20 protein-coding genes are annotated in these 18,904 nt (G+C 35.1%); 11 read left to right on the forward strand and 9 right to left on the reverse strand.

The window, feature by feature from the left end; all coding sequences use genetic code 11:
• Position 1 precedes the first annotated feature (1 nt).
• Complete coding sequence (locus tag B2Z27_RS16765) at positions 2 to 1,090, reverse strand: acyltransferase family protein (RefSeq protein WP_286814514.1); 1,089 nt, start codon at positions 1,088 to 1,090, stop codon at positions 2 to 4.
• Between the two features lie 7 nt (positions 1,091 to 1,097).
• Complete coding sequence (locus B2Z27_RS16770) at positions 1,098 to 2,909, reverse strand: sodium:solute symporter family protein (protein WP_286814515.1); 1,812 nt, start codon at positions 2,907 to 2,909, stop codon at positions 1,098 to 1,100.
• Between the two features lie 75 nt (positions 2,910 to 2,984).
• Between B2Z27_RS16770 and B2Z27_RS16775 the strand changes: the two genes are divergently transcribed.
• From B2Z27_RS16775 to B2Z27_RS16790, 4 genes are all read left to right on the forward strand, one after another.
• Complete coding sequence (locus tag B2Z27_RS16775) at positions 2,985 to 3,740, forward strand: sulfite exporter TauE/SafE family protein (RefSeq protein WP_071340706.1); 756 nt, start codon at positions 2,985 to 2,987, stop codon at positions 3,738 to 3,740.
• Positions 3,741 to 3,832: 92 nt separating this feature from the next.
• On the forward strand, positions 3,833 to 4,813 hold the full coding sequence (locus B2Z27_RS16780; RefSeq protein ID WP_286814516.1) for a DNA cytosine methyltransferase: 981 nt from the start codon (positions 3,833 to 3,835) through the stop codon (positions 4,811 to 4,813).
• Positions 4,813 to 5,574 carry a hypothetical protein gene (locus B2Z27_RS16785; RefSeq protein ID WP_286814517.1) on the forward strand — a complete coding sequence of 254 codons (762 nt, stop codon included), beginning with the start codon at positions 4,813 to 4,815 and terminating at the stop codon, positions 5,572 to 5,574. The genes B2Z27_RS16780 and B2Z27_RS16785 overlap by 1 nt, the downstream gene beginning before the upstream one ends.
• Before the next feature lie 179 nt (positions 5,575 to 5,753).
• A complete protein-coding gene (locus B2Z27_RS16790) occupies positions 5,754 to 7,283 on the forward strand; it encodes a GH3 family domain-containing protein (protein WP_286814519.1) in 1,530 nt (509 codons plus the stop codon).
• Position 7,284: 1 nt separating this feature from the next.
• Here B2Z27_RS16790 and B2Z27_RS16795 read toward each other — a convergent pair whose 3' ends face one another.
• Together B2Z27_RS16795 and cls are read right to left on the reverse strand one after the other, a co-directional pair.
• Positions 7,285 to 7,914 carry a hypothetical protein gene (locus tag B2Z27_RS16795; RefSeq protein ID WP_414673383.1) on the reverse strand — a complete coding sequence of 210 codons (630 nt, stop codon included), beginning with the start codon at positions 7,912 to 7,914 and terminating at the stop codon, positions 7,285 to 7,287.
• On the reverse strand, positions 7,911 to 9,335 hold the full coding sequence (cls, locus tag B2Z27_RS16800) for a cardiolipin synthase (protein WP_286814521.1): 1,425 nt from the start codon (positions 9,333 to 9,335) through the stop codon (positions 7,911 to 7,913). The genes B2Z27_RS16795 and cls overlap by 4 nt, the downstream gene beginning before the upstream one ends.
• A 133-nt stretch (positions 9,336 to 9,468) precedes the next feature.
• Here cls and B2Z27_RS16805 point away from each other — a divergent pair, with 133 nt between their 5' ends.
• Positions 9,469 to 9,879, forward strand: a complete 411-nt coding sequence (locus B2Z27_RS16805) for an arsenate reductase family protein (RefSeq protein ID WP_058104657.1) — start codon at positions 9,469 to 9,471, stop codon at positions 9,877 to 9,879.
• An 80-nt stretch (positions 9,880 to 9,959) separates the two neighbouring features.
• On the forward strand, positions 9,960 to 11,516 hold the full coding sequence (locus B2Z27_RS16810; RefSeq protein WP_286814524.1) for a hypothetical protein: 1,557 nt from the start codon (positions 9,960 to 9,962) through the stop codon (positions 11,514 to 11,516).
• Positions 11,517 to 11,586: 70 nt separating this feature from the next.
• On the opposite strand, the gene B2Z27_RS16815 is transcribed toward B2Z27_RS16810, so the two are convergent.
• Positions 11,587 to 11,769: a hypothetical protein gene (locus tag B2Z27_RS16815; RefSeq protein ID WP_071342534.1), complete on the reverse strand. Its 183-nt coding sequence runs from the start codon at positions 11,767 to 11,769 to the stop codon at positions 11,587 to 11,589.
• Between the two features lie 263 nt (positions 11,770 to 12,032).
• Between B2Z27_RS16815 and B2Z27_RS16820 the strand changes: the two genes are divergently transcribed.
• Positions 12,033 to 13,082: a helix-turn-helix domain-containing protein gene (locus tag B2Z27_RS16820; RefSeq protein ID WP_286814527.1), complete on the forward strand. Its 1,050-nt coding sequence runs from the start codon at positions 12,033 to 12,035 to the stop codon at positions 13,080 to 13,082.
• Between the two features lie 169 nt (positions 13,083 to 13,251).
• On the forward strand, positions 13,252 to 14,289 hold the full coding sequence (locus B2Z27_RS16825) for a helix-turn-helix domain-containing protein (protein WP_286814528.1): 1,038 nt from the start codon (positions 13,252 to 13,254) through the stop codon (positions 14,287 to 14,289).
• On the opposite strand, the gene B2Z27_RS16830 is transcribed toward B2Z27_RS16825, so the two are convergent.
• The 3 genes from B2Z27_RS16830 to B2Z27_RS16840 all read right to left on the reverse strand — a co-directional run bounded on the left by B2Z27_RS16830 (position 14,286) and on the right by B2Z27_RS16840 (position 15,893).
• On the reverse strand, positions 14,286 to 14,948 hold the full coding sequence (locus B2Z27_RS16830; RefSeq protein ID WP_286814529.1) for an SOS response-associated peptidase: 663 nt from the start codon (positions 14,946 to 14,948) through the stop codon (positions 14,286 to 14,288). The two genes, B2Z27_RS16825 and B2Z27_RS16830, sit on opposite strands and share 4 nt — an antisense overlap.
• A 202-nt stretch (positions 14,949 to 15,150) precedes the next feature.
• Entirely contained in the window at positions 15,151 to 15,600 is a 450-nt protein-coding gene (locus B2Z27_RS16835) for a ferritin-like domain-containing protein (protein ID WP_286814530.1), read from the reverse strand.
• 50 nt (positions 15,601 to 15,650) lie between these two features.
• A complete protein-coding gene (locus tag B2Z27_RS16840; RefSeq protein WP_215996923.1) occupies positions 15,651 to 15,893 on the reverse strand; it encodes a hypothetical protein in 243 nt (80 codons plus the stop codon).
• Between the two features lie 267 nt (positions 15,894 to 16,160).
• Between B2Z27_RS16840 and B2Z27_RS16845 the strand changes: the two genes are divergently transcribed.
• Entirely contained in the window at positions 16,161 to 16,373 is a 213-nt protein-coding gene (locus B2Z27_RS16845; protein WP_286814531.1) for a DUF2945 domain-containing protein, read from the forward strand.
• A gap of 25 nt (positions 16,374 to 16,398) precedes the next feature.
• Here B2Z27_RS16845 and B2Z27_RS16850 read toward each other — a convergent pair whose 3' ends face one another.
• Positions 16,399 to 17,475: a DNA topoisomerase IB gene (locus B2Z27_RS16850; RefSeq protein WP_286814532.1), complete on the reverse strand. Its 1,077-nt coding sequence runs from the start codon at positions 17,473 to 17,475 to the stop codon at positions 16,399 to 16,401.
• A 225-nt stretch (positions 17,476 to 17,700) separates the two neighbouring features.
• Here B2Z27_RS16850 and B2Z27_RS16855 point away from each other — a divergent pair, with 225 nt between their 5' ends.
• Positions 17,701 to 18,306 (forward strand): DUF2652 domain-containing protein, encoded by a 606-nt coding sequence (locus B2Z27_RS16855; protein WP_058104649.1) that lies wholly within the window; start codon positions 17,701 to 17,703, stop codon positions 18,304 to 18,306.
• Positions 18,307 to 18,415: 109 nt separating this feature from the next.
• Positions 18,416 to 18,883, forward strand: coding sequence for a Dps family protein (locus B2Z27_RS16860; protein WP_058104648.1), 468 nt, complete (start codon positions 18,416 to 18,418; stop codon positions 18,881 to 18,883).
• Positions 18,884 to 18,904 lie beyond the last annotated feature (21 nt).

The raw sequence follows: 18,904 nt of genomic DNA on the forward strand, positions 1-18,904 counted from the left end.
GCTACACCTTTATAAATATCTTTTTCTGATATAGGATATAGCCCAAAAGACTATAGAACAGTACTACACTTAGCCCATATAATAAGGATGAAGTTTCTAGTGCAAGAAAGTCATGGACATATACTTTTTGAAACAACCAACCGTGTAATGAGGTGTCGCCCACTTGTATTTGACCCATCACCTTGCTAATAAAGCTAGAAAGAAAATATATTACAATAGCATTTGCTCCTGCATATCTGAATATAGATCCAAATTCAATTTTCTTTACATCTGTCAGGTAATATATAAGTGCCAAAATAAGGTTTGCCCAACCTGCAGTGACCAATACAAAACTGCTTGTCCATAGTGCTTTATTAATGGGAAACACTAGATCCCACATATGCCCTATGATCAAGAAGCTACCGCCTATGCCCATTAGAATAGTGGCTTTCTTTTCTTGCTTAGCGGTTAGTATCAATCCTGTAAATACCCCTAATAAAGAACTGGCAATAGCTGGTACTGTACTTAACAAGCCTTCTGGATCGTAATCTGCCTTATAGTTATGCGTACCAAAAACTTTTACATCTATCCAGTTTGCCAAATTATTGGGTGCTCTTTCCAAGGTGGATGTCACTCCTTCTACAGGAACGAACGTCATTAACAACCAATATCCTATTAGTAATACCCCCGTTACCCAAATTAGTTTTTTCCAACTTAGGTTAATAAACAAAATAGCTGTTAAAAAGAATACCACTCCTATACGTTGCAATACCCCAGGAAATCTAATGTCACTGAATTTTTTAAAGAATGGGTTATGAATTAAAAATGCCCCTAAGAAAAGACCCAAAGCAATTAACTTCAATGCCCGGATCGCAATTTTTTTATATGCTTTTGCATCAACAATTCTGTTCTTATAGGAAAAGGCTATTGATGTACCAACAATGAACAAGAAGAACGGAAAAACCAAATCTGTTGGTGTATAACCGTGCCAATCTGCATGCAAAAAAGGCCCGTACACATTTGACCATGTTCCTGGTGTATTCACCAATACCATTAACAGTATGGTAGCTCCTCTAAAGATGTCGACCGAAACAATTCTGTCCTTCTTCATGCTGATCTTATAAAATATTGCCTTTTAAGCGATTCCATGCTTTTACCAGCAATACACCTGCTATTATTGAAACAACCGTTAATACGATTGCTTGGGTAGTTCTGCCATAGATCCAATATCCCGTAGCGAACATGATCGAATAGATCAATAATACACCTAATAACATTGCGGTAACCCCTGCAGGTACGCTCCATTTTTCTTTATCCTTTACAATTTCCACTGCATCGGTTTTTGCTTCATCAACTACTTTGGACCAACCCGGTCCACCTGGTTGTATTTTTCCGTAGAAGCTTCTCAACGTTTCATTAGACTCTGGCTGCGTCATAAATGTAGCGATCAACCAAATAATGGTCGTTACCACTACTATAAATATATACTCTGACCAATCTGGCAGCAAACCTGTTTCGGTAGCAAATAAATAAGTACCTACGGGAGTTAATTTTAAGATGATAGAAATAATACCCGATGCAAACATTGCCGTAATCTCACTCCATGCATTAATCCTCCACCAGAACCATCTAAGTATAAAAATCAACCCTGTACCTGCTCCGAATGCCAATAGCACATCGAACAGCTGTAATGCATTTTGTAGCAATAATGCCAGTGCCGCACTGAATATCATTAATACTACGGTTGAAATTCTACCTACCGCCACCAATCGCTTTTCAGATGCATTAGGATTAATCTGTTGTTTATAAAAATCATAAACGATGTATGAAGAGCCCCAGTTCAATTGGGTACTAATGGTACTCATGTAGGCCGCCACCAAAGATGCCAAAACAACTCCTAACAATCCGCTTGGTAGTTTGGTCAACATTGCCGAATATGCTAAATCATGACCTAATTTATCTGCCGTTACATTTGGGAAAGCTTCCTGTATGCTCGCCAAATCTGGGTAAACTACAATAGATGCCAATGCCACTAAAATCCATGGCCAAGGTCTTAATGCGTAGTGCATAATATTAAAAAAGAAGGTTGCCCCAATAGCATGGTTCTCATCTTTTGCCGCCAACATACGTTGAGCAATATAACCACCACCGCCTGGCTCAGCACCTGGGTACCAAGAACTCCACCACTGTACGGCTAGCGGTATTATGAATAAAGTTATCAATGCTTTCTTGTTACTGAAATCTGGCAATATGTTCAGTTTCTCTGTTACATTTTCATTCGCCATTAAAGCTTCAATTCCTCCAACTTCAGGAATATTCACTAAATAATATGCTGCTCCTATGGCACCGGCCATGGCAACAAAAAACAAAAGGAAATCTGTATATACCACACCTTTGAATCCGCCTAAGGCACTAAAGGTAACCGTTATAAGACCTGCACTGACCACGGTTTGCCATGGTTCTAGACCCAGCATTATACTACCTATTTTAATTGCTGCCAAAGTTACCGCAGACATGGTAATCACATTAAAGATAACGCCCAAATAAACTGCCCTGAACTTTCTTAAAAAACTGGCCGGCTTACCACCATAGCGCATTTCATAAAACTCTAAATCTGTATTTACGTTAGATTTACGCCAAAGTTTGGCATAAACGAAAACGGTCAACATACCGGTAATCAAAAAACACCACCACACCCAGTTCCCCGAAACTCCGTTAGTACGAACAATATCTGTCACCAAATTGGGGGTATCCGTTGAAAATGTCGTCGCTACCATTGAAAGACCTAATAGCCACCACGGCATAGTACGGCCCGATAGAAAAAATTCTGAAGAGTTCTTACCTGATTTTTTTGACACATATACTCCTATTCCTAGGACAAGAGAGAAGAAAACTATAATAAATGCATAGTCTAATGTACTGAGTTCCATAAGTTGGTTTTAGGTTGGTTGTTAAAGATATATTATTTTAGGACATTTTTATATCTAATACGCTAAACGTACTACGTGCTACTATCAATAACTTCTGAAATTACCCCAACGGCCTGGATTCTTGCTTCTATAGCCACCTTTATCATAGGATTATCCAAAGCGGGAATAAAAGGCATTGCCGTTTTAAACGTTACGATCATGGCGTTGGCATTTGGCGCAAGACAATCTACGGGTATGGTAGTACCGTTACTGGTTCTCGCCGATATTTTTGCAGTAATTTACTATAACCGATACACACAATGGAAATATGTTTTTAAAGTACTACCATGGATGTTGGTCGGACTTTTAATAGGGGTGTTTGTCGGTAATGGGCTGCCTGAGAAGTTTTTTAAAATAGCAATGGCCACCATCATCATCATTACCGTAGGTATGATGTTCTATTGGGACCGTAAAAAAGATAAGAACGTACCATCACATTGGTCGTTTGCAGGATCTATTGGTACCATTGCAGGTATTACCACCATGGTGGGAAATTTGGCGGGAGCTTTTTCCAATATTTATTTTTTAGCCATGCGCCTACCTAAAAACCATTTTATTGGCACTGCGGCTTGGTTGTTCTTGATCATAAACATTATTAAACTACCCTTTCACTTTTTTGTTTGGAAAACCATTTCCGTAGAGTCGTTACAATTAAACTTGATGCTCTTGCCTGGCATTCTATTGGGTTTCTTCGTAGGGGTCAAATTTATTAAATACATTAAAGAAGCATTTTTCAGAAAAATGATTTTGGTTTTGACCGCTGTAGGTGCCGTGCTTATTATGCTTAGTTAGTGTTTTCGTTTTTTTCAGCAACATTCATTGACTTAAATATTTAGATTTATAAAATAATATAATAGCTAATTATCTTTAATTATCTTTACAATATGTACAACGAAAAACTAAAATTCATAGACCTATTTTGCGGAATTGGAGGTTTTAGAGTAGCTTTTGAAAACGCTTGTGAGGAAAATGACATTCAACCTGAATGCGTGTTTTCTTCTGATATAGACAAATATGCACAAGATAGCTATGAGGCTAATTTTGGAGAAAGACCTGCAGGCGACATTACTCAAATTGATGAAAAAGATGTTCCAGACCATGATATTCTTTTTGGAGGATTTCCATGTCAACCATTTAGCATCATTGGACAAATGAAAGGTATGGATGACACAAGAGGAACATTATTTTTCGATATTGCCCGTATCATAAAAGAGAAAAAACCAAAAGCATTTATTTTAGAAAATGTAAAACAACTTGTAGGGCATGATGGCGGCAAAACTTTAAAAGTAATCGTTCAATCATTAACAGATATAGGTTACCATGTTCAATACAGTGTATTAAATGCCTTAGATTATGGATTACCTCAAAAACGCGAAAGAGTAGTAATCGTTGGTCATCGTGAGCCCATAATGTTTACTTTTCCGACCCCAGAAAAACCTTACATATCATTAAATAAGATTTTAGAACAAGAAGTTGATGATAAGTATTTTGCATCTGATTATATAAGAGAAAAAAGAAAAAAGAAACATAAATCATCTTATTACCCATCGATTTGGCATGAAAATAAATCTGGTAATATTTGTTCATATCCATATTCTTGCGCACTTCGTTCAGGTGCTTCTCATAATTATCTTTTAGTAAATGGAGAAAGAAGATTGACACCTAGGGAAATGTTTAGACTACAAGGGTTTCCTGATTGGTATGAGATAAAAGTTAGTGATGCTCAAGCAAAAAAACAGGCTGGAAACGCTGTACCTGTAAATATGATTAAGGCAGTTGTTGATAAACTTCTACCATACGTTGCAAAGAGTCTAGATCAAGCCACGGTACTTAGAGAATATGATTTAAAATACAATCCTAGTTAATGGCAAAATTATCACCAAAATTAAGAACAGTATCTAAGTCTATTTCTGCTTACCCATTAAATCAATTTAATGCTGATTTCCCATATACATTAGGTCAAGAAATTGTTTATTTACTAGCAAGTAAAGGTAGGGCAGATTTACAAGGCGATGAATGGGAACAAATTTTTGCTAAATGTGTTGGAGCAGATTGGAAACCTTCTAATGTTGGTTTAGATGATGTTGTCATGGGCAATACCGCTTGGGGGGCAAAAACCGTAAAATCAAATATTAAGGACTTTAAAAACTTAAAAAGTATCCGGCTTATATCAGGTCGAAATTCACCTGTTTATTCCTACGGAGGAACAATAGACACAAGTGCAAATCCAAATATAATTGGAGAGCAGGTTCTAGAAATTTGGAACGAAAGAGTATCTGCAATTCGCGAAAAATTTAAGCATCTTCGAACAGTTGTGCTTGTCAAATCAAGCGATTTAACCCAAGTAGCGGTTTTCGAATTTGATACTATAAGGTATGATTCAGACAAGTATGAGTTTATTTGGAACAGGAATGGGAATTTAGAAGGTTATGATAAAAGTGCTGAGCATAAAAGCCAAAATAAGCGTTTTACATGGCAACCTCACGGATCTCAATTTACAATAACTGAGCAAGTCCCAAAGAAAACTTTGATATTAAAAATAAAGCAACCAGAAAAGCTTGACAAAACCAAAATACTCGATGCAATTGGATTTGATAATTCCTGGGTTACGATTGAACGTAAATAAGAATTATTAAAGTATAATTTTCAAGACATATTATATAGTTGAATTTCTAGCTATTTATAATTTTAAGATAACGCTTTGTCCACCAACCTAATAAAGTCCACATATTTCAGATTAGGGTTAATCTTTATCTCTACCCCAAACTACCTTTATAGGCATTAATCTAGAAATACTTTTGGCTCATGAATATCATAGGAAACTTTATTAAAGGGATTATCAATGTTACCGATAAAATTACCGGTGAAGACAACCCTATTGAAGATCAAAAGGCTGTGCTTCAAAACCTATTGGAAACGGCAAAAGACACTTCTTTTGGTAAAGCGTATGCATTTGAAGATATTCTAGAGAGCAACAACCCTCAACAGGCATTTCGTAATGCTGTTCCTTATTTTGATTATAATCAAATCAATGACGCTTGGTGGCATAAATTACATGAGGGACAAACCGATGTCACATGGCCGGGTAGTCCCGATTATTTTGCACTGAGTTCTGGCACCACCGGAAAAACAAGTAAACGTATTCCCGTAACAGATGCCATGATAGATGCCATAAGACAGGCAGGTATAAAGCAGGTGCTGGCCATTTCAAACTTCGATCTTCCGGCAGATTTCTTTGAAACCGGCATTTTAATGCTGGGCAGTTCTACGGATTTGGTTGAAAACGATGATCATTTAGAAGGTGAAATCAGTGGTATTAGTGCCAGTAACATTCCGTCATGGTTTAGTGGTTATTATAAACCTGGAAAGGAAATTGCCCAAATAGATGATTGGGACGAACGTGTTGCAAAGATTGCCGAAAAGGCTGCTGACTGGGATATAGGAGCGTTAAGCGGAATTCCTTCTTGGATAGAACTAATGCTGAAGGAGGTCATTAAAAAACACAACCTTAAAAACATCCACGAAATATGGCCCAATCTACAGGTCTACACTTCTGGTGGCGTAGCTTTTGGTCCCTACGAAAAGAGTTTTAACGCCTTAATGGGCAAACCCGTTACGGTAATTGATACCTATTTGGCATCTGAAGGGTTTATTGCTTTTCAAGCAAGACCAGAAACCGATGCCATGAAGTTGGTGACCGACAATGGTATTTATTTTGAGTTTGTTCCTTTTGATCCAGATTATATTCTTGAAGATGGTTCTCTTGCTCAAGATGCACCATCATTAACTCTTTCTGAAGTTGAAAAAGGACAGAACTACGTGCTCATTATCAGTACGGTCAGCGGTGCTTGGCGTTACCTAATTGGAGATACCATAGAATTTACAGATGTGGAACGTGCCGAAATAAAAATTACGGGGCGCACCAAATTTTTCTTAAACACCGTGGGTTCACAGTTATCTGTCAATAAATTGGATGATGCGCTACAAGATATCATGGAAACTTTTGACATTGAAGTGCCGGAATACACCCTTTGTGCAAAAAAGTACGAAGATGGTTTTTACCATACATGGTACCTAGGCACTACCGCTACTCAAAACCCTGAAAAGATTGCGGAAAAACTTGACGAATCATTAAAAGCTGCCAATAAAAATTACAAGGTTGCCAGGTCTAAAGCTTTGAAAGGAGTGAAGGTTTTCACCGTAGATCCAGAAGTTTTTTACGATTGGAACGATAGTAACAAAAAGAAAGGCGGACAAGTAAAAATGGAGCGAGTTATGAAAGAGGAAAAGTTTGCCGAGTGGGAAGAGTTCGTTAAAAAACATCATAATATTTAAGCTACTCGTTAAGCGCGGCGTCTCTCTCTTCTACCAATACCATTATTTCTTCTGGGGATAGATAGAAATTCTTAATTCTATCCACATATTTTTGGGTTAAGCCAGCTTTCTTTAAAATGAACTCTTTTGTAGCTAGTATATAGGTTTCCATACCGTGGTTTACCGCATAAGAATCTGCACGGCGTTCTGCTTCACGTATATAATTTTTAGAGGTTATATATTTAAACCCAAATGCGATTAAATTCAACCCACTGCGCTGTTGATAATCCATCACATGCCCAAGTTCGTGACCCAACCATCCGATCATAATTTCTGACGGAATGTCTTTGGTATAGTACACAGAATCGGCTATTTTTATTCTTTCGCTTATCAATATTTTATATGACCTTTTTTTCTTTGATTTAAAAACACTCCAAAAAGAAGGTTGTGCCTGCATGGTAGACTTTTTAATGTTCTTCTTGAACTTAAATTCAATAGCAACATCTGTAAGTTCCGGATAATGGGAAAGCGCAATTTTTGCTTCTTGGGTTATTACTTCTGGAATTATATGTTGTGCAGATGCAACCATAGGGAAACTGAATATAAATAAGATTAAATAGTTTAATTTTTTAACGGATTCTGGTGTAATCATAAAAGCGGACTAAAGAATTTAGCAAGCCCTTCTAAAAATTTACTGAACGGTGACCTCTGTCTAAATTTTTCTAAATCTACTTTGACTTCTTCCGTACAGTGTTTTGTAAATAGTTTTTCTATATGCGATGCTTTTTCTTTATCGTATAAAATAGCATTGGTCTCAAAATTGTGCTCAAAACTTCTGTAATCAAAATTACCTGAGCCTACCGATACTATTTCCCCATCAATAATAATGACCTTGCTATGAGAAAAATCTGGTCTTAAATATATATTGGCGCCCACTTCAAGCAATGCTTCAAAAGTGGAGAACATACTATATTGTGCCAACAATGAATCTGAAATCTTAGGGGTCAACAATGTGACCTGTATTCCGCTCAATGCCGCGATTCTTATGGCTTCCAAGACCGGCTCACCAGGGATAAAATAAGGGTTGGCAATGCAAATACTCTTTGTGGCTATATTGATCATTGCCAAATATTGCTGCATAATTGCAGGGTATCTAGAATCTGGTCCACTTGAAATAATCTGCGCAACCGTTTTGCCAGAAGAGTCTACTTTGGGAAAATATTTATCCTGTAGCAATAATTCTTCTTTACCTGCAAAATGATAATCCTTTACAAAAACACGCTGCAAGCTATTTACTGCCGGTCCTTTGATCTGTACATGCAAATCTTGCCATATTCCCAGCTCTGACACTGGCTTCATATACTTATCGGACACATTGAAACCACCGGTAAAACCAACGTTACCGTCTATGATTACAATTTTTCTGTGATTTCTATAGTTAAGGGTAAACAAGAGGTTTCCAAAACGAATGGGCATTGTTGAAAATGCTTTGACCCCAATATCCTTAAATCGCTGTACTCTTTTACCACGCATTGAATTGCTACCAAAAGAATCATACAACATTCTAATTTCTACACCTTCTTTTACCTTCTCTTTGAACAGTTCATAGAACTTGTCTAACAACATTCCATCTTCTAAAATATAGTATTGGATGTGTATGAATTTCTTAGCCCCTTTAATAGCTTTGAATATGGCACCAAAGGCTTCTTCTCCACTATTGAGCAAGGTTACCTCATTACCTTCATAAGGGGCAAAATAACTGTTCTTTCTTATTAGTGATGCTAATTTATCTCTCTTGTAGTCATCAAAATCATGAACGCTTTGTTCGCCGCCCTCCAACTCTTTATAGGTTTCAGAATATAATCGTCTTTTCTCTGTTTGTTTTAATTTAAACAGCTTGAACTTTCTTCTGTTAATACCGAACAAATAGTATAACAGCGGACCCAAAAAAGGAAATATTATAACAGACAAAGACCAACTAATCATCTTAGTTGCCCTTGATCCATTGAAAATAATATTGACGATACTCCACAGCGTTACCGCTATATATGCAACCCAAAAAAAAGTATTCACCACCTTATAAATTGTTTATCAACAATATACTATAAAATCGCGCGGTGTACACCCTAATTAACCTTTCAAGATATTTTTAGTTTTAAACGAGTTAATTACTCGTTGTGGTTGTGAGTACTTTTAAAAAAAAGTGATGGGAGTAATTGCTATGGATAAAAAACAGATAACCCTTTATTACAGTTCAGAAAATTCAATTGGTAAGCAATTGAACGCTTACGTGGAATCTTCTGGTAAAGAACATTTAACAATAGATATCTCTAAGACAAATGTCACCGGCACCCAATGGGCAGAGCTGGCAGATGGCCTAGGCAAGACCATCTCTGAATTGATAAATACCGACCACCCGGATTTTAAGGATGAGTATGGCGATAAAACCGTTAATTTAGATGATGATGGTTGGTTGAAAATTTTAGATAAAAAACCTAGTCTTTTAAAAAATGCCATTGTCATTAAAGGAAAAGATTTCATAGAACTTACCAGCGCATCGGATTTTAAACAATATATGGACCCTGATAGCGCGGGTATAGAAAAGCCTTATAAGTAACAAGGTCCTAAATCCCATTTTAGAATTTACTTCTCAACAAATAGGTGCTTTACCTTTTGTTAAGCTCTAACTTTTACCTTATGTCAAAGATTTTAAAATGGCTAGTTGTTATTCTCATTTTCTCCATAGGTGGTTATATGCTTGCCGAATGGAAAATGAAACATGAGATTATCAGTTTTTTAGAGCGAAAAGTACCCGATCACATTAATTTTTCATATGATAAACTTTCAATAAACCTATTAGAGGGCAACATTGCTTTTTCCGACGTTGCCGTAGTCAGTTTAGGCAAGCAAACCTCTTCGTGCGAAATAAGAGTAAATGCCAACGAGCTTTCCATTGAAGGATTTAGTTACTGGAAAATACTTTTTCAAAAGTCTGTTTATATAAAAACCTTGACACTGTCAACACCTCATCTTCATTTTAAAACTTGCCCAAAAGACCCTAACAACGTAGTTGCCAACAAAAGCAATCCCATTAATCTCTTGAAAGAAATTTTTGTTGAAGAATTAAAGTTCGAATCTGGTGTTGTGGAAATTTGGGACGCCAATGAAGAAATTGAACTCATTTCAGTAGCATCTTTAGGTCTTCATTTAAAAGATGTAGCTACCGACCCCGAGACAATTACCAAATATGTTCCGTTTACATTTTCTAATTATCAAATAGAATTAGCGCAATTTAAAGCTCCCCTTGGGGAATACGAAAATCTGCAAATGGCCTCTTTAGTGATGAACAATTCTTCTATAGACATGACTGATATTTCTCTTTTAACCAAATATTCTAAAGCAGAACTCAGTAAGCAAATTACCTATGAGAGAGATCATGTAAGCTTAACAATTCCGGCTATTTCTATCAACGATCACAATTATGTGGCCAACAAAGATTCACTTCAAATTAATTTCAAAGAAGTAAAACTCATAGAGCCCAACCTAGAAATTTATAGGGATAAGTCTCCATTGGAAGATTTTAGTACAAAGCCTCTTTACGGTACACTGTTAAGAAGACTACCCTTTATAATAGCAATAGATACCATTTTAATTCAACAAGGAACAATTGTTTATAAAGAAGATGCACCCAATAATGTAAAAGCGGGTGCTTTACGTTTTACCAATTTAAATGCAGATATTAATAATCTATCCAATTTGAAAACAGTTAACAATACAGTAAACATTAAGCTAAACGCTAATTTAATGGATGCCGGTGCACTGCACTTAGATTGGAAGTTCAAAGTGAACGATCCACATGATTCTTTTTTAATATCTGGCAAGCTTTCAAATTTTTATACTGAAAAGCTAAACGATTTTCTTGTACCCAACTTAAGAACCCAAACTACCGGAACCATTGAACAACTCTATTTTACCATATCGGGTGATGAATACACCTCTAGCGGAGACATCAAAATGCGATATGAAGATTTTAAATTTCAGTTGTTGAACAAAGAAAGAAACGGTGTAAAAAAGGTGCTTTCCTTTATTGGTAATTTATTTGTTAACGATGGCTCAAAAGCTGATGAAAACGGTTTTAGGTATGGTACAATTTCCGTTGAACGCACACAACATAAATCGTTTTTCAATTATTTGTGGATAAACCTACAAGATGGCCTGGTAGATGTACTTACCAGCAATGGCAAAAAAGAATAGCCTAAAGGCCAAACATAAAAAAGCCAGATAGAAAATCTATCTGGCTTTAAATTTCATAGCAATTTTTATACTAGTTGTCGTCAGTAGCATCTTCTACCGCATCTTCAACTTCTTCTGCACCGTCTTCAATACCATCACCAACATCTTCAATACCTTCTTCCATTTTTTCTCCTGCTGATTTTTCTTCTCTACAACTGGTTGCAACGCTCACAGTCATAATAGCAAATAAGAACATTAATAGTGACTTCTTCATAATATAGATTTTAATAATTAGGTTAATATTTTGATTGTTCATAATGAAATGTTCTAAACAGTATTTCATTATTGTTGATACAAAAATGACACTAATACCCTGTTTTGCTTGGTTGTAAAAAATTAAATCTTAACTCATCCAAACAATATGGTTAATTGACTAACATATAATTCTTTACCTACATTTTTGTGTTAATCTAAAACTTTAATAAGCCAAATATCCTTTCGTAAATTGACTTATCTTGTACACATAATCCAATTAGTATGGGTACAAAAAAAGAGTTTAAGGAGTTGAACGTGGTTGATGTCGTAAAGGATATTGCCCACAGATTAGATGTTGATTATAGGGAAGAGAACAATGAAATTTGTATGGATATCCCTAAAGAGGCTGGTACCGGTCATATAAAAGCAATTAGTTTTTCTCATGGTGTGGGTATTTTAGATGTTGATATTACCCTTAAGAAAGACACACGGTTTGTACTTAATCAATCTTTAGTGCAGCCATTGGAAATTGTATTCAACAGAGAAAAGAGTATTTGGCATGAGTTTGAAGGCCAAGAAAAACAAACAGAAATAAAGCATTTAGAAAGTGCCATTTTTTCTTGTAACAGTAAATACGGAAATGTACTTACACTTAAAGCCAAAGAACCTGTTTGCTTTTTTAGCCTAGAGATCAATAGAAAATTGTTCGAAGAAAAAATTGAGTCTTTTTTACCGGAAATGAACGAAGACCTAGAGGGTCTGTTTAGAGATGTTAACGGTATTAACCTTTTTTTTCACAAAGCCCATTATAGCCTTGATATTGCAAAATGTATTGAGGAAATCAACCAAACGGAAGATCAAGGTTTTACAAAAAGTGTATTTATTGAAGGTAAGTGCTATGAAATACTGGCGCACCATCTAAGGCAATATGTAGATGACGCCTCCCCAAGCGAAAAAAGAACAATTCTTAGACAGTCTACCGTTGTTAAAATAGAAAATGCCGCAAATATTATAGATGAAAGTTTAGACCAGGCACCAGATGTTTTAACACTTTCAAAAAAAGTAGGCTTAAATCAAAATACACTACAAAACGGTTTTCAAAGCTTATTTGGACTTTCGGTCAAAGAATATTCTCAAAATAAACGCATGGAAAAAGCTAGGCATTTAATGGAGAATACCAATTTGAACATCACTGAAATCACCTATAGAATTGGAATAAACTCTAGAAGTTACTTTTCTAAATTGTTTAAAGAACGATATTCTATGTCGCCAAAACAGTATATGCAAAAATTAGAGACCACCAAGAAAAAAGATGATACCACTGCTATTTAGGTATGCTTTTTAAATTTAATCAAAGTTGCTTTCATTCATTTTTTAACATTTCATACAAAATTAAAAGCACCCATTTGTGTCAATTAACATTTCAAAAGTGTTAACCTAATTCTGCTTTTTACAGTTGTTTTGTAGTATACAATTACCAGTGTATACCAATGATAAAACAATGAGGGAGTTGATTATAAATAGTACTAAGTCAGAAAACATTTTTACCCAGATACAAACGTGTTTGCAGGGTGAACTTAAAGGTGACTGGGGCGAAAAAATCATAACCTTCAATAATAGCACAGGAAAAGGTACGCTGAGAACCATTGATTTTAATTGGGGCCTATCTCTAATTGATTGTGACTTAAAGCTCAATGAAGATGTAAAAATTGTGTTTGATACCGATGAACTATCGCCAATTGAATTCATTTTTATTACAAAAGGCTATTTTGAGTATAGCGAAAACTGTACCGATGCTTTCAATAGGCTTAAGCAGTTTCAAAATACGATTATCTCTCATAAAAGAAATGCCAAAAAAACATTTCTATTTCCAAAAGGTGAGCATTTAAAGATCAATTTTATACGGGTAGAACGTCAAGAATATTTACAAAAAAAGAACAATGACATTTCGCAATTAAATCAATTATTGGTTTCAATTTTTAATGACAATGAATGCGACACCGCTTTTCAGCACGGTGGTAGTTATAGTCTAAGAATTGCGGAAGAAATAAAATTGCTCAACAACATAGATATTGACAACGCTATGCTAAGATCCTTATCACTAGAGGGTAGGGTCTATCTTATACTATCTCTGCAATTATTAGAACATAAAAATTTTGAAGAAAATATGAATTTACCTGAAGCTATTTCTAAAGAGGATATTCTAAAAATTCACAAATTGACCACCTATATTATTGAAAATATATCCGAGAATATATCAATTACCACCTTAAGTGAAGAGTCTGGACTAAGCCCTAAAAAATTACAATTAGGTTTTAAAATTTTATATTCAAAAACGGTCAATGAGTATGTACGATCTTTAAAGCTTGAAATTTCTAAGAATTATCTAAAAAATTCCGATCTCTCCGTTTCAGAAATAGTCTATGCCATAGGAATTAAAAGTAGAAGTTATTTCTCTAAAATTTTCTTTGAAGCATATGATATACTACCTACCGAGTATAGAAAGCATATAAAGAACAAAAACTCATCTATACGTTAATTTTCAGGATACTCGCAAGAGTTGAGCATACTATCGTATGATATGTCTTGATTGAAAAGACTTTTAGCGATCGGTCTTACCGCAAGATCTGTTTTATGCGGTGGTCTTAATAATGTTTTAGCTTGTTCTACTGAAATATCACCAGATAGCCATTCTTGTTTATCTTCATGGTCTATAATGCTAGGCATATAATCCACTAAATTCTGATAGTCTATAACCTCTTCTTCCAATGGTCCTGTAAGTAACGAACATGTTAAAAACCCATCGTCCAAAATGGTATAAATACCTGCCAAGTATAATATTTCACCGTTTGTTCTACTAACGTGGTACGGATAAATTTCTCCATTTCTTAGTACTGATGTAAAGAAACCTGTAACGGGTATTATACACCTTCTGTTTAAAAAAGAATCATGATACCAGATTTCAGTATCCATCTTATGGGTGGGTATATTGAGTGTATTGTTCAGTTTTTGAAAAAGCTCCCAATCCTCATTAAAACTACTGGGCAATAGACCCCAGATAGCTAAAGATATGGTGTTTGGCTCATCCATGGTTACTATGGGTATAGACACTTCCGTTAGACCGCTGATAACAACTTGGGGGGTATATAAATTGGGATATTTGAACAAAGCATTTACGTCTCGCTCTATCTCCTTCATCTTTGCTGTATTCGAAATTTTAAAATACATATCAATCTTTTGCTTTAGACATAAAGTTCAGTTATTTAGCAAGGATCTCTTATTGCAGAAACTAAAAATGATGACGCATTAAAAATAAGTTTATGTACTCCTTAAATTCTTGCATACAATCCAAAAAAAAGAGGCTTAAATAAGCCTCTTTCATTAGTTTAAACACTATTGTTTATCGTACGTCTTCTAAAATTTTAATATTGGACAAACCATTTTTGATCGCCTCTTTTTGACTTCTTAAAATTGTAGCCGTGGTAGACGGTAAGGAGGTATCTTCCAATACATCTTCATACTCTTCAATAGCTGCTTTTTCACCTCTAATAGCTTCTTCTAACATGGATTCTGCATTATCAAGTGAAAATAAGGCTTTAACGTCCATCCAAGCTCTGTGTGCTTTACCGGTAATACTATCACCCTTATCAATTTTCTGACCAAATGACCTAATCTCTGTTTTTAACTCATGACCAAAATCATAACGTTGTTTTGCCTTTGATTCAAAAAACGCCTTTAATTGAGGATTCTCAGTATTTTCGGCCGCTTTTTTAAAGCCTTTCTCGGCATCATAGGTTTTCTCCAACAACTCATTTAATTTATTTCCAACTTCTTCTGTATATGTACTCATTTTATATAGTTTTAATTACGTGACCTCTTTTTTAAAGATGTTGATCACTATTACATCTTGTAAAATTTATTTCTGTTTTTAAAATCTTGTAATTTTCTTTTTAGCTCGTTCAAATCTTTCGCCTTGCTTTGATCGGAATACATCAACATATGATCTAAATCAATTTCGCAAAACTCATCTCTTTGGGTTTTGCCCAAATCATCAACAGTATTATCGATCAAATATTCGTTTACCAAAAAACCTAGATAACCTAGACCTATTATTATCGATATCCCTATAACAAAATCTATCATCGCATTGTTTTGATATCAAATATATACGTGATCATTGGTTCTTTTTATCCTTAAAAAAAGATCCATTAACTCCTTTGAATTGGGTTAATATTCAGGTGTTTAGAGCAAAAAATAAATGCGGCATTTCACACAATAATTTCAAATATTATAGAAATTGCAATATCAAATTTTAGTTCTCGTGTTTGTGCCCCTGAAAAAGGTAATTTCCATCACTGGTTCTCCAAAAAACTAGAAGTGATGGAAATGCACAAACAACAATAAATAGGTATGATTAGAAAAGGTACAGTAGTAAAATGGTCATGGGGTAATGGTACTGCAGAAGGTACTGTAGAAGAAACGTATACATCTAAAACCACAAAGACCATAAAAGGGAACGAAGTAACCAGAAATGATAGCGATGACGACAAAGCGCTATATATTAAGCAAGAAGATGGTGATTTTGTTCTAAAAAGTGAAAGTGAGGTTGAACGTGCAGATTAATTGAAAACCAATAATAAATTATACGCTATTTCTTTCTTGACAGGTCTAGTAAAGGGTTAAAATCGGATATCAATTTGATTAATGCCTTCTCTGCGGTTGTTTGGTATTCTGATGATGACTTATTCTCCAAACCTTTAAAAACCTCATCTAATTCACCTTTTTCATACGAACTGACCACAAATGGGTGTACATAATACTTTTTGCAAACATTTCTAGTATTACCGAGTGCTTTGGCAGTAGCATCATAGGCTTTTATAATATTCTTTTTTAGTTGGTTTTCGTCTTTTGTCGGCTCATTCTCCATTAATGATTCAAAGAATATAATTGTGCCAGACCAGGTTCTAAAATCTTTTGCCGTATATAGGTCTCTGCTGATCTCTTGTAAATATTCGTTGACCATACCACTATCGACATTTGTTTTAACCCCATCTTCATCGTAAAACTGAAAAAGATTCCAGCCGGGTATTTCTTCGCACTGCAGTACTAACCTGCGTAATCGTCTATTATTTAGGGTGATGTTATGTTTCTTGCCCCGTTTACCCGTAAACTCAAACTTTAATTTGTTCTTACTGGTTTTTAAATGCTTGTTTCTAAGTGTAGACAGCCCATAGGTCTTGTTTCTTTTGGCATATTGTTGATTACCTATACGAATATGCGTTTCTTCCATTAACCTAACTATAAGTGCTAGCACCTTATCTTTTGGCCAACCTTTTAATTGTAGATCTTCATCTACCCGTTTGCGTATACTGGGCAATGCCTGCCCAAAATGGTGCATTCTCAAAAACTTGGTACGGTTTCTTACCCTTAGCCAAAGTTCATGATACCTATATTGCAATCTATGTTTTAAGTCATAGCCCACTGCTTGTAAATGTGCGTTGGCTATCGATGCTATTTTAACTTCTTGCCAGGCAGGTGGAATTACTAACTTTTTTATCCTTTTTAGTTCAGTTTCTTTTTGCAAAGGTTTATTCTTCAGCAAATACAGAAACTTGTCTTTTTTTTTCACCCTTTGTATGGTCAAGGCTTCTCTATCTACATATTTTAATTGCATATGTGCAGCAATATCATGGGGCTCACTAGCCAATAGTTCTGAATAATTCATTTTAGAGAAGTAAAGTGAAAGGTATTAATTTTTTGTTTATTCTTTTTAATATATCATGAAACAAAAATAAATAATGCGGTCATCTTTTTAGTGCCCAAAAAAACTGTTTTATAGCCTAAATGACTTTTCATTTGCTAGTTGGATTGTGATATCATTTTTATGAAACGAGGTCTTTTTGATAATAGAAGTTTTCTACCTTGCCCCAATATCTTTATACTGCCGCATATGAAAGGATCACCCATGTTAATTTGTATACCAGACATTAGTGGCTTTACTGAATTTATGAGCGAAACGGATTTTGAGCTAAGTTCAAAAATTATTCCTGCGCTTTTAAATCAGATTATCTACACGAATAAGATTGGATTAAAAGTTTCTGAAATTGAAGGCGATGCCGTACTCTTTTTTAAGACTGGAGAAATGCCATCATTACAAGCACTCATTGAACAGTGTAGAATATTCTACACTGAATTCTACAAGGAATTGGATGCGTTGAGAGAAAAATATAAGAAAAACAAAGATGCCGCTTCCATACCTGAAATATTAGGTCTTAAAATAATCCTGCATTATGGAAAAGAAATAGCATTGACCAAGGTTGGCAACAGCATTAAGCTGTTTGGCGAAGACCTTATCATTGCCCACAAGCTTTTAAAGAATAAGGTAAGAATGAACGAATATTTATTGTTTACCGAAGGCTTGACCAATTTCTACAAAGAGAACAATTTGGATGATCAATTTGATTGGGGTTCCTTAAAACAAAACTCTACCGAGTATGAACATGTTGGTGAAATAAACTATTCATACATTAACCTAAAGCCCCTTGTAAAGCCTTAATAACACTACTAACGTTAAAAAAGGTTAAAATGTTGATCATTAAGCTTTCTGGGTCAACACCCTACCGTTAACATTATTAATTTTGTACTAAACAATTAAACAAATTTTTATGAGCTACTTAGATATAAAATCAAAGGATATTAAACCAATTGTCAATGAATTAAATACATTGTTGGCAGATTACAATCTCTACTATCAAAACTTAAGAGGCTATCACTGGAATGTGTCCGGTAAAAACTTTTTTGACCTACACATTAAGTTTGAAGAGCTGTATACAGACGCTAGAATAAAAATTGATGAAATAGCTGAACGTATTTTAACGTTAAGAGATAACCCAACCAGTGAATTTTCAAAATATTTTGAAATGTCGTCCATCAAAGAAACGTCTTCCCTAATCTCTGATACCGAAATGGTAAAAAATATACTTGATCAGCATGAGACCTTATTAAAGCAAATGAGCAAGGTTGTTAAAGTTGCAGAGGCTGGTGGCGATGAAGGAACCATTGATATGATCGGTGGATACATTGGCGAAATTGAAAAAGTAAGTTGGATGTTAGATGCTTGGACCAAAGAATAACATCAACAAACATTACACATA

It is taken from the genome of Maribacter sp. UBA3344 (assembly GCF_002362375.1).
Lineage (GTDB): Bacteria > Bacteroidota > Bacteroidia > Flavobacteriales > Flavobacteriaceae > Maribacter > Maribacter dokdonensis.

Coding starts and splice junctions, on each gene's coding strand:
- B2Z27_RS16765 (WP_286814514.1), bottom strand. CDS start 1,090: ATGAAGAAGGACAGAATTGTTTCGGTCGACATCTTTAGAGGAGCTACC.
- B2Z27_RS16770 (WP_286814515.1), bottom strand. CDS start 2,909: ATGGAACTCAGTACATTAGACTATGCATTTATTATAGTTTTCTTCTCT.
- B2Z27_RS16780 (WP_286814516.1), top strand. CDS start 3,833: ATGTACAACGAAAAACTAAAATTCATAGACCTATTTTGCGGAATTGGA.
- B2Z27_RS16785 (WP_286814517.1), top strand. CDS start 4,813: ATGGCAAAATTATCACCAAAATTAAGAACAGTATCTAAGTCTATTTCT.
- B2Z27_RS16790 (WP_286814519.1), top strand. CDS start 5,754: ATGAATATCATAGGAAACTTTATTAAAGGGATTATCAATGTTACCGAT.
- B2Z27_RS16795 (WP_414673383.1), bottom strand. CDS start 7,914: ATGATTACACCAGAATCCGTTAAAAAATTAAACTATTTAATCTTATTT.
- B2Z27_RS16805 (WP_058104657.1), top strand. CDS start 9,469: ATGGGAGTAATTGCTATGGATAAAAAACAGATAACCCTTTATTACAGT.
- B2Z27_RS16810 (WP_286814524.1), top strand. CDS start 9,960: ATGTCAAAGATTTTAAAATGGCTAGTTGTTATTCTCATTTTCTCCATA.
- B2Z27_RS16815 (WP_071342534.1), bottom strand. CDS start 11,769: ATGAAGAAGTCACTATTAATGTTCTTATTTGCTATTATGACTGTGAGC.
- B2Z27_RS16820 (WP_286814527.1), top strand. CDS start 12,033: ATGGGTACAAAAAAAGAGTTTAAGGAGTTGAACGTGGTTGATGTCGTA.
- B2Z27_RS16825 (WP_286814528.1), top strand. CDS start 13,252: ATGAGGGAGTTGATTATAAATAGTACTAAGTCAGAAAACATTTTTACC.
- B2Z27_RS16830 (WP_286814529.1), bottom strand. CDS start 14,948: ATGAAGGAGATAGAGCGAGACGTAAATGCTTTGTTCAAATATCCCAAT.
- B2Z27_RS16835 (WP_286814530.1), bottom strand. CDS start 15,600: ATGAGTACATATACAGAAGAAGTTGGAAATAAATTAAATGAGTTGTTG.
- B2Z27_RS16840 (WP_215996923.1), bottom strand. CDS start 15,893: ATGATAGATTTTGTTATAGGGATATCGATAATAATAGGTCTAGGTTAT.
- B2Z27_RS16845 (WP_286814531.1), top strand. CDS start 16,161: ATGATTAGAAAAGGTACAGTAGTAAAATGGTCATGGGGTAATGGTACT.
- B2Z27_RS16850 (WP_286814532.1), bottom strand. CDS start 17,475: ATGAATTATTCAGAACTATTGGCTAGTGAGCCCCATGATATTGCTGCA.
- B2Z27_RS16855 (WP_058104649.1), top strand. CDS start 17,701: ATGAAAGGATCACCCATGTTAATTTGTATACCAGACATTAGTGGCTTT.
- B2Z27_RS16860 (WP_058104648.1), top strand. CDS start 18,416: ATGAGCTACTTAGATATAAAATCAAAGGATATTAAACCAATTGTCAAT.